This is a genomic window from Nostoc sp. FACHB-133, assembly GCF_014698055.1.
In the GTDB taxonomy this organism is placed as follows: domain Bacteria; phylum Cyanobacteriota; class Cyanobacteriia; order Cyanobacteriales; family Nostocaceae; genus Nostoc.
In genome coordinates this window covers 30,771-43,809 of the sequence record NZ_JACJSH010000006.1, presented here as the reverse complement: position 1 = coordinate 43,809, position 13,039 = coordinate 30,771, and the positions used below count along the sequence as shown (strand labels likewise).

12 protein-coding genes and 1 pseudogene are annotated in these 13,039 nt (G+C 39.7%); 6 read left to right on the top strand and 7 right to left on the bottom strand.

Annotated features, from left to right (window positions below):
• Positions 1 to 86 precede the first annotated feature (86 nt).
• The 3 genes and pseudogenes from H6G86_RS06910 (at position 87) to H6G86_RS06900 (ending at position 2,667) form a co-directional block, all read left to right on the top strand.
• Positions 87 to 1,373, top strand: a complete 1,287-nt coding sequence (locus tag H6G86_RS06910) for a glutamyl-tRNA reductase (RefSeq protein ID WP_190933709.1) — start codon at positions 87 to 89, stop codon at positions 1,371 to 1,373.
• A gap of 99 nt (positions 1,374 to 1,472) precedes the next feature.
• Positions 1,473 to 2,033 (top strand): DUF2087 domain-containing protein, encoded by a 561-nt coding sequence (locus H6G86_RS06905; RefSeq protein WP_190933708.1) that lies wholly within the window; start codon positions 1,473 to 1,475, stop codon positions 2,031 to 2,033.
• A 43-nt stretch (positions 2,034 to 2,076) separates the two neighbouring features.
• Positions 2,077 to 2,667: pseudogene (locus H6G86_RS06900) on the top strand (Uma2 family endonuclease).
• Positions 2,668 to 2,755: 88 nt separating this feature from the next.
• On the opposite strand, the gene H6G86_RS38565 reads toward H6G86_RS06900, so the two are convergent.
• From H6G86_RS38565 to H6G86_RS06885, 3 genes are all read right to left on the bottom strand, one after another.
• On the bottom strand, positions 2,756 to 2,980 hold the full coding sequence (locus tag H6G86_RS38565) for a hypothetical protein (protein ID WP_242064717.1): 225 nt from the start codon (positions 2,978 to 2,980) through the stop codon (positions 2,756 to 2,758).
• A gap of 132 nt (positions 2,981 to 3,112) precedes the next feature.
• Positions 3,113 to 3,895 (bottom strand): ABC transporter ATP-binding protein, encoded by a 783-nt coding sequence (locus tag H6G86_RS06890; RefSeq protein WP_190933707.1) that lies wholly within the window; start codon positions 3,893 to 3,895, stop codon positions 3,113 to 3,115.
• Positions 3,885 to 5,018, bottom strand: coding sequence for a branched-chain amino acid ABC transporter permease (locus tag H6G86_RS06885; protein WP_190933706.1), 1,134 nt, complete (start codon positions 5,016 to 5,018; stop codon positions 3,885 to 3,887). The genes H6G86_RS06890 and H6G86_RS06885 overlap by 11 nt, the downstream gene beginning before the upstream one ends.
• A gap of 315 nt (positions 5,019 to 5,333) precedes the next feature.
• Here H6G86_RS06885 and H6G86_RS06880 point away from each other — a divergent pair, with 315 nt between their 5' ends.
• The 3 genes from H6G86_RS06880 to H6G86_RS06870 all read left to right on the top strand — a co-directional run bounded on the left by H6G86_RS06880 (position 5,334) and on the right by H6G86_RS06870 (position 7,550).
• Positions 5,334 to 5,531 (top strand): hypothetical protein, encoded by a 198-nt coding sequence (locus H6G86_RS06880; RefSeq protein WP_114082804.1) that lies wholly within the window; start codon positions 5,334 to 5,336, stop codon positions 5,529 to 5,531.
• 62 nt (positions 5,532 to 5,593) lie between these two features.
• Positions 5,594 to 5,851: a hypothetical protein gene (locus tag H6G86_RS06875; RefSeq protein ID WP_012410276.1), complete on the top strand. Its 258-nt coding sequence runs from the start codon at positions 5,594 to 5,596 to the stop codon at positions 5,849 to 5,851.
• 112 nt (positions 5,852 to 5,963) lie between these two features.
• Entirely contained in the window at positions 5,964 to 7,550 is a 1,587-nt protein-coding gene (locus H6G86_RS06870; protein ID WP_190933705.1) for a glucose-6-phosphate isomerase, read from the top strand.
• Positions 7,551 to 7,980: 430 nt separating this feature from the next.
• Here H6G86_RS06870 and H6G86_RS06865 read toward each other — a convergent pair whose 3' ends face one another.
• The 4 genes from H6G86_RS06865 to H6G86_RS06850 form a co-directional block, all read right to left on the bottom strand.
• On the bottom strand, positions 7,981 to 8,643 hold the full coding sequence (locus H6G86_RS06865; protein WP_190933704.1) for a Nif11-like leader peptide family natural product precursor: 663 nt from the start codon (positions 8,641 to 8,643) through the stop codon (positions 7,981 to 7,983).
• 366 nt (positions 8,644 to 9,009) lie between these two features.
• Complete coding sequence (locus tag H6G86_RS06860; protein WP_190933703.1) at positions 9,010 to 10,494, bottom strand: DUF1802 family protein; 1,485 nt, start codon at positions 10,492 to 10,494, stop codon at positions 9,010 to 9,012.
• Complete coding sequence (locus tag H6G86_RS06855) at positions 10,491 to 12,329, bottom strand: hypothetical protein (RefSeq protein ID WP_190933702.1); 1,839 nt, start codon at positions 12,327 to 12,329, stop codon at positions 10,491 to 10,493. Before H6G86_RS06855 ends, H6G86_RS06860 begins: the two co-directional genes overlap by 4 nt.
• A gap of 20 nt (positions 12,330 to 12,349) precedes the next feature.
• Positions 12,350 to 13,003 (bottom strand): hypothetical protein, encoded by a 654-nt coding sequence (locus H6G86_RS06850; protein ID WP_190933701.1) that lies wholly within the window; start codon positions 13,001 to 13,003, stop codon positions 12,350 to 12,352.
• Between the last annotated feature and the right edge of the window lie 36 nt (positions 13,004 to 13,039).

The following is a 13,039-nucleotide window of genomic DNA, read 5'->3' as shown; positions in this document are numbered from 1 at the left end:
ACCAACCAATAAACAAAAATTCCCCATTCCCTATTCTGACTCAATGCCCTATTTTCAACTACCAACTAGTAACTACGATTTAGCAAATGAATATAGCAGTGGTGGGGTTAAGCCATAAAACAGCCCCAGTAGAAGTCCGGGAAAAACTGAGCATTCCAGAACCACAAATTGAAAGTGCGATCGCTCAACTGGCCAGCTATCCTCATATTGATGAAGTTGCAATTCTTAGCACTTGTAATCGCCTGGAAATCTACATTGTTACCAGTGAAGCAGACCAAGGTATCCGAGAGATAACTCAGTTTCTTGCGGAATATAGTAAATTGCCCGTGCTTTCTCTGCGACAGCACTTATTTATGTTGCTACATGATGATGCAGTGATGCACGTTATGCGAGTAGCAGGTGGTTTAGATAGTCTGGTACTCGGAGAAGGTCAAATTCTGGCTCAGGTGAAAACTACTCACAAACTGGGACAGCAATATAACGGTATAAAAACCATTTTGAATCGATTATTTAAACAAGCGCTCACAGCTGGTAAGCGGGTTCGGACTGAAACTAGTATTGGTACTGGTGCTGTTTCTATTAGTTCGGCAGCTGTGGAATTAGCACAGATAAAAGTGGCAAATTTAGCAGCTTGCCGAGTGGTAATTCTGGGCGCTGGTAAAATGTCACGCCTGCTGGTGCAACACCTACTTTCTAAAGGTGCTGTGCAAATTAGTATTGTAAATCGCTCTCGGGAACGTGCCGAGGAATTAATAAAGCAGTTCCCTCAGCAACCTATTGAAATTCATCCGCTATCAGAAATGATGGCAGCGATCGCTAATAGTGATTTGGTATTTACAAGTACTTCGGCAACAGAGCCGATACTTGACCGCGCCAAGTTGGAAATGGTTTTAGAAGTTCAGCGTTCATTGATGTTATTTGATATTTCTGTGCCGCGTAATGTTCATGCGGATGTCAATGAACTGGAAAATGTGCAAGCGTTTAATGTGGATGATTTGAAGGCTGTAGTGGCGCAAAACTACGAAAGCCGTCGGAAGATTGCACAGGAAGCCGAGCGACTTTTAGAAGAAGAAGTGGAAGCTTTTGATATTTGGTGGCGCAGTTTAGAAACTGTTACCACTATTAGCTGTCTGCGAAATAAAGTTGAAACCATCCGCGAACAAGAGTTAGAAAAAGCTTTATCAAGATTGGGTTCGGAATTCGCTGAAAAACATCAAGAGGTGATTGAAGCATTAACACGGGGAATTGTCAATAAAATTTTACATGACCCGATGGTACAGTTGCGATCGCAGCAAGATGTTGAAGCTAGACGGCGCTGTATGCAAACTCTGCAAATGCTGTTCAACCTCGATGCAGAAGAACAATTTAGTTAAATTTAACAACAAAATCCCCAGCTTCTGTGAAAAGTTGGGGATCTGAGCTTTCAATTAGATATACTTCTAATTAGATAGATATCTAATTAGAAGTTAGTTATGCAACCAGAGCAATTTAACATCTTACTCCGCTTTTTCAAGGCATTAGCGGATGATAGCCGATTGAAGATTGTAGGTATCCTGGCGAATCAGGAGTGCAGCGTTGAAGAACTGGCGGCGCTACTGCAACTCAAGGAACCAACGGTATCTCATCATTTAGCGAAACTTAAAGAGCTAAATTTGATGACAATGCGTCCTGAAGGTAATAGCCGTCTATATCAATTGGATAGTGAGGCTTTGCAAACCATTAGTAAAGAAATTTTCACACCTGAGAAAATGGCATCCTTGATTGAGAATGTGGATACTGAAGCTTGGGAAAGCAAAGTGTTGAAAAACTATTTCGAGGGTGGATACCTTAAGGAAATCCCCGCTAGTCGCAAAAAGCGTCTAGTAATTCTCAAGTGGTTAGCAAACCAATTTGATTTAGGAGTCAACTACCCTGAATGCCTAGTAAATGATATTCTCAAACGCTACCATATTGACTGCGCTACCCTGCGACGAGAGTTAATTGCTTGCAAGTTAATGCAGCGAGAAAATGGGATTTATTGGCGTACAACATAGATGTGAAAGATGAATAAACCGCACAATCATAGGTTGTATTTTTATGCAGTTAGAAACACAAAAATTCTATTACACACCTGAAGAGTATTTAGAAATTGAAGAAAAGGCAGAATATAAAAGCGAATACCGTGATGGAGAAATTGTACCGATGACGGGTGGCACTACAAATCATAATAAAATCGCTTTGAATTTAGCTGCATCCTTAAAAATTGCTTGAAGGCGTAAAAATTATGATGTTTATATTGGTGATGTGCGTTTGTGGATACCCCGTTATCGGCAGCATACGTATCCCGATGTGATGGTGATTGAGGGACAACCTATTTATACAGGAACCAGCGCAACAACGGTTATGAACCCGATGTTAATTGCTAAAGTTTTATCTAAATCAACTAAAAATTATGAACAAGGCGATAAGTTTCTTTATTATCGCTCTATTCCCGAATTTAAGGAATATATTTTAATTGACCAATATCAGTATCATGTGATGCAGTATGTAAAAACTGCGGAAAGTCAATGGTCATTTACTGAATTTGAACATAAATCTGCAACTTTATCGCTGCAAACGGTTGATTTTAAAATTGAATTGCGCGACCTTTACGAGCAAGTAAATTTTACAGAAAATAACGAAGATTAAAAAATAAAGCTTTTATTCACCTTGGATGCTGATTCATCCAACAAAATTAACTTGGAATTATTTAGCGATTAGCTATCAAAATCCTTCACTAAATTTGTGTTTCTTCCTCGGTAAAGATAGGAGGCCACAATTCAGTAACGGGCAATTCCCAACCGGGAAAAAGTTCTGGTATGGTTAAAGCCTGTGGATTACTAAAATCAAAAACTAAATCATCTAAATTAAGCTTAAAGGAAGATTCTGCTGCTTTAGTATCATTCTGAATTTCTGCGAACTTTTGTGTCTTAATGCGTTTATAGCTAGCTGTAATACCCATAATATTTAGTTGAACCTAAATGCTGTTAATAGTGTTGCCTTTGACTTTGGACAAGTAACGGTATTCATCTACTTTTATTTGTCCAAAGTCAAATTACTAAATACATTGCATAAACAGAAAGTTTATAGCACTTTATTTTCCCAAATAAGCTTCTAGAACTTTGGGATTAGTTTGAATCTCCGAGGGTGTACCATCAGCTAAATTTTGTCCTTCGGCAAGTACCCAAACGCGATCGCACAAGGACATAATCACATCCATATTGTGTTCAATAATCAGAAAGGTCATCCCGTCTTGGCGATTCCAAGTGATAATGCGATCGCAAATATCATCAATCAGTTTCGGATTCACCCCAGCAGCCGGTTCATCCAACAAAATTAACTTGGGATTAGTCATCAGCGCCCGTCCCATTTCCAGCAACTTACGTTGTCCACCAGACAAGCAACCAGCATAATCGTGTGCTTTTTTTGCCAAGCCCACCGATTCTAATAGGTACATTGCTCGCTCTTGCAGTTGCTTTTCTTCCTTAGCGACAACGTGCGGTTGCAATTGCACCTGCCAAAAATTCTCACCCGTTTGTTTTTGTGCCGCCAGCAGCATATTTTCTAACACCGACAACCGCGAGAGAGTCCGTGCAACCTGAAAGGTGCGGATTATTCCCTGTTGGGCGATTTGATATGGTTGCAAATTGTGAATGGGTTCGCCGTCAAAAATTACTCGTCCTTTATCGGGGCGAATGAAGTTTGAGAGTAAGTTAAATAAAGTGGTTTTACCAGCACCATTAGGGCCAATCAAGCCCGTAATGCTGCCTTTAGCAACTTCGATTCTCGCCTCATTAACTGCTTTGACACCACCAAAGCTTTTAGAAAGTCCAGTGGCTACCAAAAGGGGAAGGGGCGATGACTGGTTATTTACCAAGGGTGAGTTCCTCCTTTTTCCCTAGAATACCTTGAGGTCGCCAAATCATCAGTATCATCAAAATTAGTCCGATTACCATGATCCGAAATGCACCCAAACGGGCTTCATCAAGGGGGACGATTCTAGGTAAGACTTCTCGTGTGAGCGCATCGTAAGCAAAGAAAATTACCGCCCCTAAGATTGTGCCAACGTTATTTCCAGAACCGCCTAAAATCACCATGATCCAAGTGTCAAAGGTGATCTGCGGTTGAAAGTTATCGGGGTAAATGGCGGCCAGCTGCCAAGCAAAAAAAGCACCAGCAATACCCGCGATCGCACCCCCTAACATGAGAGATTGTAATTTATACCAAAAGACATTTTTTCCCAGCGCCTTGGGAATTTCTTCATCTTCACGGATGGCTTTGAGAATTCTACCCCAAGGCGATCGCACCAAAATTTCTAAGCGCCAGTATACAAGTGCTAAAACCAATAGCAACACCAGCATTAAACCCGCTTTTGGGTTGTAATTATACAGTCCAATTACCCCAGAAATATAAATTGCTGTTGCCAACACTGCTAATATAATTCCCACAACCAAGCGCGACAAAAATTCTTGCTTGCTAGTTGTCCTTTTGCCTAAATCAGTAGTCCGAGATATTTGGGTGGTACGAATCCATTGCCATAACGTAAAAAAAGTTACGGCAGCTAGTAGCGTTAACAACCCAATCATCACTAATCTGACAAACAAATTCGGCTCTGTGGATAGGGGTATGGAATAACTTTGCACACCAAACGCCCCAGAAACCCAGGTATCACCCACAGGTAAATCCTGATTATTTACTACCAAACGAATTAATTCACCCGTACCAATGGTGACAATTCCTAAATAATCTTCCCGTAAGCGTAGAGTTGCAAAACCAATTATCAAACCCAACAAGGCGGCAACAATTGCCCCAGCCAGTGCCGATATCAATAGGGGCACGCCCTTTAAACTTAACAATACCGTTGTATACGCTCCAAGGGTCATGAAAGCAATATGACCAAAGTTAATTAACCCTGTAAAGCCCCACTGTAAATTGAGTCCCAGTCCGAATAAAGCAAAAAGAGCTGTAGAAATTGCTAAGAAAATAAGATAGTCAACCATATTAAATAGTTATTTTGGCATTGGGAATTGGGAATTGGGAATTGGGAATTGGGCATTGGGAATTAGGAATTGGGAATTGGGAATTGAGAATTGGGAATTGGGAATTGTTATTTTCATTTTCCTTGTCCCCCTTGTCTCCCCCTGCTTCCCCTGCCTCCCCTGCTCCCTGCCACCTGCTCCCCTGCCCCCTGCCCCTTCACTGGGCGAATAAATTTTAGCGTAGCTTGAGCATAGTGCTACATTGCCGTTAACCTTTGCTAATTTTGTGGGAATAATATTTACTGTTGGTGTTGGGTTGTAGGTAAAAATTGGCCTATGAATTTGCTGAGGCTGAGAATGCATCACTTAATCGAGCAGTTAGGTGATGACGATTTGCAAGACATTTGGAACGTTCTGGAAGGTTTATATTATGACTTTTATATGCTCAAAGCGATACAACAAGTTAAGCGAGCGCAGCAACCGTGGGATATCTTAACCCATGAAGAAGCGGTACGACTGTTGATGTTTTTCTGATTCAGCAGCGCTTTCTTTTCTTGTGCCAGTGGCCCCTCAAGTTTTGGTTAAGGTAAAGCCTAGTGAGTCTAGAAATGCGCTATGCAAGGTCTTTTTTGCTAGACCTGAAAAATTTAGAACCTGCTGCTTACGAGCGGGTGCATGATTTTGTCTTTGTTGAGTTAGCCCAAAAGTGGCAACTGAGCGATCTAAAAGAACTACGACAGCTTGATGGTGAAGGCATTTTTCACCGTTTCACACTGGATAATTATCTGATTGGTATAGAAATCAGGGGTGAAATTGTGAAATTTCTGCGTGTCATTCCTATGCCAGATGTTTAAAGTGAAGAGTTCAGGGAACACTTAAAACTGTAAACTGTATAAGGCTAGGCAGGGATCGCTATAACCTTACATTAAACTGGTTTTTGAAAAACACTTTATTTGAGATTTCCCTATGGATGCTAGGGCACTTTGGCAACGATACCAAAACTGGTTATATTTCCACGAGGGATTGGGACTGTACTTAGATATAAGTCGAATGCGGTTCGATGATGCCTTCGTAGAATCGTTGCAGCCGAAGTTTGACAAGGCGTTTGCGGATATGGCTGAACTGGAGAAGGGTGCGATCGCAAATCCCGACGAGAACCGCATGGTTGGACACTACTGGCTGCGAAATCCTGATTTAGCGCCAACTCCAGAACTTACACAAGAAATTGTCCAAACCCTAGAACAAATCGAAGCTTTTGCGGAAAAAGTCCAAACAGGTGCTATTCATCCTCCCAGAGCAAACCGCTTCACGGATATTATCTCCATTGGCATTGGTGGTTCCGCCCTCGGCCCCCAATTCGTCGCAGAAGCTCTCGCTCCTGATTTCCCACCTCTGAAACTTCACTTTATCGATAACAACGATCCGGCAGGTATCGATCGCGTCATCAATCATCTACGAAATAGCCTCGCCAGCACTTTGGTATTGGTGATTTCCAAATCTGGGGGAACACCGGAACCCCGCAACGGCATGATTGAGGTTAAAAAAGCTTACGCCGGACACAATTTGGAGTTTGCTCAATATGCGGTAGCAATTACCAGCGTTGACAGCAACCTCGATAAACTAGCCAAAGATGAAGGTTGGCTGGCCAGATTTCCCATGTATGACTGGGTGGGAGGACGCACATCAGAAATGTCTGCTGTAGGGCTAGTACCAGCCGCATTACAGGGCATTGATGTTCGCGCCATCCTAGATGGTGCAAAAGAAATGGATGACGCTACCCGCGTCCCAGATGTGAAAAATAACCCAGCAGCCTTGCTAGCTCTGTCTTGGTACTTTGCTGGCAATGGAAAGGGCGAAAAAGATATGGTTGTCTTGCCTTACAAGGACAGCTTATTTTTATTCAGTCGCTATTTGCAACAGCTGGTGATGGAATCTTTGGGCAAAGAAAAAGACTTAGACGGTAACGTTGTCCATCAAGGCATCGCCGTTTATGGCAATAAAGGCTCAACAGATCAACACGCTTATGTCCAGCAGTTGCGTGAGGGTGTAGCTAATTTCTTTGCTACCTTCGTTGAAGTATTGGAAGATCGTCAGGGACCATCCACTGAAATAGATCCGGGAGTTACATCAGGCGATTATCTTTCTGGTTTTCTCCAAGGAACCCGACAAGCGCTTTATGAAAATCACCGCGATTCGATTACAGTTACCATTCCCCAAGTTAACCCCCGAACTGTAGGGGCATTAATAGCTTTGTATGAACGTGCTGTTGGTTTATACGCTAGCTTGGTTAACGTCAACGCCTACCATCAGCCAGGGGTAGAAGCTGGCAAAAAAGCTGCTGCCTCCATTCTCGATTTGCAAACACGAGTGGTAGCAGTGCTGCAAAAAGAAAAAACTCCCATTTCTCTTGACGAACTCGCCGAGAAAGCTGGCGCATCAGACCAAGTTGAGGCAATTTACAAGATTTTGCGTCATATCCATGCCAATCAGCGAGGTGTGGTTTTGCAAGGTGATCTTCAGAAACCCGGCAGTTTAACCGTTTCTGCTAGCTGATAGCTCTAGTTTAAATATCACTTTTTGTCCCTAATTGTTGTATCAGCAACAATTTTTGATTGTGAAGCATCCTAGATAAAAGTTTTATCTAGGATGCTTTGCTGTATAGTTTGTAACTTGAAATCGCCAATTAAGTTTTATAAGTTTAATTTAATTTTTTGAATTTTGACGCAGCTATGTTGAGAGACTCAAAGGTTGTTTGAAAAGTATTTCATTGTGACTTTAGGCACTTTATATCCCCCCTAACTCCCCTTAAAGAGAGGAGGAAACCAGAATCAAAGTCCCCCAATTTATCGGGGAATTTAGAGAAATCTAAAACTTTTGATACCGCCAAAAAGACTTTTCAAAGATCCTCTCAAGATGCCCGGCTTTTTATAAAAATCGAGCATCTTTTTGTTCGTAACTCCTGCACGGATTACTATATACATCATTACGAATTAATACTTACCAAAAGACGTTGATTAAGATAGCTTTTGGGTAGAAAACAGCGATCGAGTAAAAAAGGGTTATTGGCATCTTCAAATAATATGTTACCCGGCTTCTGTCGATGACAGAATGGTGGCACAATTCCCCAGTCTTCTGCTAGCCAAATCCAGTACCCTATGTCAATTCTGCCGTAGTTTGAACCTGTGAGAATCTCCCCGACACTGTTGTTGATAGATACTATTTCTGCCGATGATTTGATTTCAATTAGCAGCCAAGCTAACTCTTCTACAGAAAAAGAATAGCCATTATCAGCAGCTATGTTGACAAACTGCTGCGGATTTTTCGCAATGAGCAATTCTTCTTTGAGAGATGGCGTTTTTTGTGCAAAATCAAAAAGATCCCAAATCTGTCTTCTTGTAACTAGAAACCACGCAAGTTGTTCTGCCGTCAAATTATAACCATTGTCTTTTGCTAACTTAAGAAACGGCTCAAGGCTATCGGTTTCTGCTAGTTGACTTTTCAATTGGAAAGTTTGCTCTACTAAAGACAAAAAATCAACAATTTTTTGCCATACAACTTTGTTGCAAGTTTTGTTAACTTTTATTTGTTCTTTCCAATAAATGTATTTATCTTCTTTAAGAAAGAAATTCCAAATTTGATAATACATGGGTCATCTCACCTAAGTTTTAAACTTGCTACAGGTTGGTTATTAATGAACACCAGTGTAGTAAGTATAATGTGTTTCTTCGACAGTACTAAATCTGCTATCTCATGTAAATCAAGTTACACAGTATCTAAGTGTAAAATTTTTGTAAAGTTTGTGACTATGAATAAAATATACTGAGAAAAAGATGACGATATCTGCGGCGGGCTGTGCGATCGCTCTTTATTGAGATTCATAAAAATAAAGTTAAGTCAATAGATAGTATTAATTATTCATAAATGAATTAACCGCAAAACAACTTGCACTTCAGTTACTTTGAAACGAACCGCAGAGACGCAGAAAGAAGAAAAGAAATATATTTTGCTGTTTTTAGCTAATAGGTAAATCCCGGAGGAAGTAAAAGCGATCGCTATTCCAATCATTACCTTTGATTCGCCCTAAATAGCCTGTTAATGGTGAAGAAAGTTCTATCAGTAAATCGTGAACTACTTCATCATTTAGCCGATGATTATGAGTAGCATTGTAATGAGCGCGAATTTCTGTAACGGTGAAACTCCGATGTGTAGCTTTTGCAGTTTCGTTGTCTTGTTCAGAGAGTTGTTTAACTGCTGTGATTATCTGCGATCGCAACTTAATTTCTCTCTCAGCTTTATCAATATATTCATTAATTTTATATTCAATTTGTCCAGGTTCTAAATATTGCTGTAATTCGACTAAGTTAATAGCACCTGGATATTTTGCTTTGAATTCAACTAGCCTTTGTAAAGTCATAGCATTAATAATACTTACTTTCCATTTTTGTGCGGCTTTTAGTATATCCGCAGATGGATTACCTGGGCCAATTACTAATTTTGCTGAATCAAGAAATTGATCAGCACCTAAATGCATTCCGCCTAGCTTAATTAATTCCTCAACTGTACCACTAGGAATAAGTCTACCCGCTTTACACTCGCAAACAATAGGGTAAGGTTTTGAACAAAATAAATCTAAGCCTCCAGCACCACCTTTGTAAGCATTTTCAACTTTGAACCCTAAAAACTCTAAACTTTGACGTGCGATGTTTTCAAAATCTGTACCAGCTTGGTAGTTGCTTTTTTTCTCCTCTAGCTCGATGCTGCGATCGCCCAATGATGCGATATCATTTATCCAGTTCAGATTTTGATCTAATTTTTTGCAAGATGGTTCACTAGTCCATCCCAAAAATTTTTTAATGTCGTAATTAAATTGTTGAGCATCTGGATTGTTTTGGGCAATCTGCTCACATTTAAAATGCAAACTTTCTATGTCTGTATATGGATATAAACTTCCTGTTAATAATAAAGTTTTACGCCTAATAAAACTAGCATCAGAAACTATCAAGGTATCATTTTCACTTGCATTATTTATTAAGTCTTCAGGCTTATTCCAGTAAAATGCACTAGGAGAAACTGGTGTGTTAACTACAGATAAAGTAGACAAATGGTAAACTCGCAATATCAATAATTTCAGAACTTGATATTGTTCAAAAATATGTTCCAAAGCACTCAATTGCCAAATTGTCGATTTTGCAATTTTAGGTAAAAGCTGCTTTTGATCAGCATTAATATGCCAGTGAAGTTCACAACGTGCCCAAGCTTTAATATGAATAGGATATGTTGTATGTTGATCTGAACAAATTTTAGCTTTTGTTAAATATTCAGGCTGATAATATTGTTCTAGACTGAGATTGTGCGGTAGCTTTTGACCTGGATATAGCCAGAATAGTTTGCCTTGTTTTTGAAATTGATTGAAAGGTACTACAATTAACTTACCTATAGTCAACATTTCTACGTCAAAAGCTGGAATTTGAATTCCATGAATTATGGTAATACTCATAATTCCACGGGCGCACTTAGGATTTCACAAATGAGTAGGTTATCAGCAACCAGTCTTAAACTTTTAACAAAAATAGTCACTTCTTCTTTGTCAAAACCGTAGTTTTCAGCTTGGTCATAAATTGCTTCAATTGCTACCAAAGGTCTAATTTCATCCTTCTTAAAAATAACTACTTCACCTCCTTTTTGTTTTTCAAGCTGTTCTTTAAGTTGGTTTCCAACTTTCCAATTTTTCGGTACAGAAGTAGAACGGACTAGACATCCACGGGTAATACCATGTTTATTATAGTCTAGCAGTCTCGCCATTACTGCATTAAATGTTTTGCCATTTGTAGCTTCAGATACTCTAATCCCAATCTTGACATTGCGCTTATGTAAAGAGTCATATCCTGAAATAGTCAAATGTAAATCATGTGATGCGTCAGAAATTTTATCAACTTTAGTAATCACTACATTTTCTGTACCTCCATCAGGAATCATTTTCATACCACAGGTGATGATTGCTGCCAATTTATCATCATCTTTGATTGGGATATCAATTTGGTTGTTCAGCAATTCGTTATATTTTTCTAAAAATTCTTTCTTTTTTTTATGTTCAGTATTTGGTGAGGGATCGTCTTTACCTGGAAGTATCACACCTTTTTCAAACTCTTCAGCACACCATTTCATTAGTGAACGTACACCAGCAGATTCACTCGCAATATTCCTTATTTCATTTTCCTTAAAAGGATATAAATTTGGATAGTCAAGAGAATTAAGATTGTTGTGCTTATAGAACCAATCTAACCGGAGTTTGACAAGCTCTATCATCTGTCCCCCAGTCGGTGGTTTGGCGGTAACTGACCTTTGACCAACTCGATCTGGAATACCACTTCCCATCTGCTCAATTTCTCTCCATGTGTCGCTGATAACGCAACAGATGAGAATCACATTACTGCATTGAAAGTAAATTTGATCAATGCATTTAGCGATAATTTGAGAGCCACTGTCCCCAGAATCGCTGTCATTTACACCATAATCTATTTGGTCAAAGCAAATTAGCACAGGCAATGATGCTATTTCAGCTAGTTTGCATATCTGCTGAATAATCCAGATAGATTTATCTTCTTGTTGTTCAATTGAGAATTCGGGTAATCCTAATTTTTTAATTTCAGGATGATCTTCACCTTTAATCCATGCAAAAGCAATTTGAGCAGATTTTACACTTTTTAGAAGCAAAAATAATAGCGCCCTCAAAAAATAGAAATCAATTCCAGGTTGATTTTCTAATATTGCTTCAACTAATTCATCAAAAAATTCTAATAGTGTATCTTTCGTTTGAGTTGCAACAATATACTTTCTTAGTTCATTAGGAGCATCACATTTTTCAATGTATGCACTATATTTCTCGTTAAGTTCTGTTATTTTTAAGGTTTTAATTGCTGCTGCTGCAAGTTTTTGCCATTGTGTTACTCCTTGAATATCTTGATGATTGAAGCTATCTGCTAGATAAAAGCGCACATGAGAGTTGATACGTTTGGGATTAGCACAAGGGCCTATATAAGCAAAGACAGATCCTCCTTCTTGTGCAATGTTTTTCCATATCCGGTGAATGACATGGCTTTTTCCAGTACCTCTATCACCTTTGACAGCAATACCAATCTTGTTGGAATATTTTTTCCGAATCTCAAAGATTGCATCAGATATCCTTTCGTCAATATGTTGATTCAAGCTAGGTAAATCAGTCATAACCTCACCCCAAACCTCATTAGCTGAGATGACTGATTTCAGTGTGAAAGGATTAGGACATTGCTTGCGTGCTTGGTCAAATATTCTATACAAATCTGTAGTTGACATAATTATTTTCTACCTTACTCTTAAGATGGTTTACTAGCGAAAAACAGAAGACCTCGAATATCACTGTTGATTGAGTTTCTCTTCTGTTCTTCTGTGGCTCCGCGAGCTTCTCCACTCTGGAGATAAAACAACTGCTCACTCTGCATAGCCATCATCCAGTTGTTGAAGTTGTCAAGACTTACTCGCTTCCCTAATGTGTGACGCAAATGCCATATCGGCACAAGACCGCTGTAGCTGCTGGTAGTGTTTAGCGTATCAAACAAGTCAAGAATCTCTGGTTTAAACTCGTCGTAAGATACGATCGCACCCTTCCCATTAACTGGTACATCTGCACTAACTACTGCAACATCAATCTGACTAATCCACCGCAACAACGCATTCGCCGCCCAAGTACCGACAATCGTCCCTTCAAACTTAAACTCGCCACTCCTCAAACCCTCACCCAATACCTCTAAACCCTTGGGAGATGTCAGAGAATACCCCTTTTTGGAGAATGCGATCGCACCCTGATTCTGTAATTCCTCGAATATGCCCTGATAATCTGCTACCTTCTGGCTTTTAGATACAATTCGCTTGGTAAGTTGACCCTTTTTAACTTCCTGCTGCGTTCCTCCCAAATCCCACAAAGCCAAAAGGAGACGAGTGCTAGTTTGGGCTGTATTTTTTGATGTCATATTTAATCTATTTTTTGACAAAGATCATCATAGTAG

Bases quoted from the DNA above. Each gene is read 5' to 3' on its own strand.
- H6G86_RS06905 (WP_190933708.1), top strand. From the start codon at position 1,473: ATGCAACCAGAGCAATTTAACATCTTACTCCGCTTTTTCAAGGCATTA.
- H6G86_RS06910 (WP_190933709.1), top strand. From the start codon at position 87: ATGAATATAGCAGTGGTGGGGTTAAGCCATAAAACAGCCCCAGTAGAA.
- H6G86_RS38565 (WP_242064717.1), bottom strand. From the start codon at position 2,980: ATGGGTATTACAGCTAGCTATAAACGCATTAAGACACAAAAGTTCGCA.
- H6G86_RS06855 (WP_190933702.1), bottom strand. From the start codon at position 12,329: ATGTCAACTACAGATTTGTATAGAATATTTGACCAAGCACGCAAGCAA.
- H6G86_RS06885 (WP_190933706.1), bottom strand. From the start codon at position 5,018: ATGGTTGACTATCTTATTTTCTTAGCAATTTCTACAGCTCTTTTTGCT.
- H6G86_RS06865 (WP_190933704.1), bottom strand. From the start codon at position 8,643: ATGTATTATCAAATTTGGAATTTCTTTCTTAAAGAAGATAAATACATT.
- H6G86_RS06850 (WP_190933701.1), bottom strand. From the start codon at position 13,003: ATGACATCAAAAAATACAGCCCAAACTAGCACTCGTCTCCTTTTGGCT.
- H6G86_RS06880 (WP_114082804.1), top strand. From the start codon at position 5,334: ATGAATTTGCTGAGGCTGAGAATGCATCACTTAATCGAGCAGTTAGGT.
- H6G86_RS06870 (WP_190933705.1), top strand. From the start codon at position 5,964: ATGGATGCTAGGGCACTTTGGCAACGATACCAAAACTGGTTATATTTC.
- H6G86_RS06860 (WP_190933703.1), bottom strand. From the start codon at position 10,494: ATGAGTATTACCATAATTCATGGAATTCAAATTCCAGCTTTTGACGTA.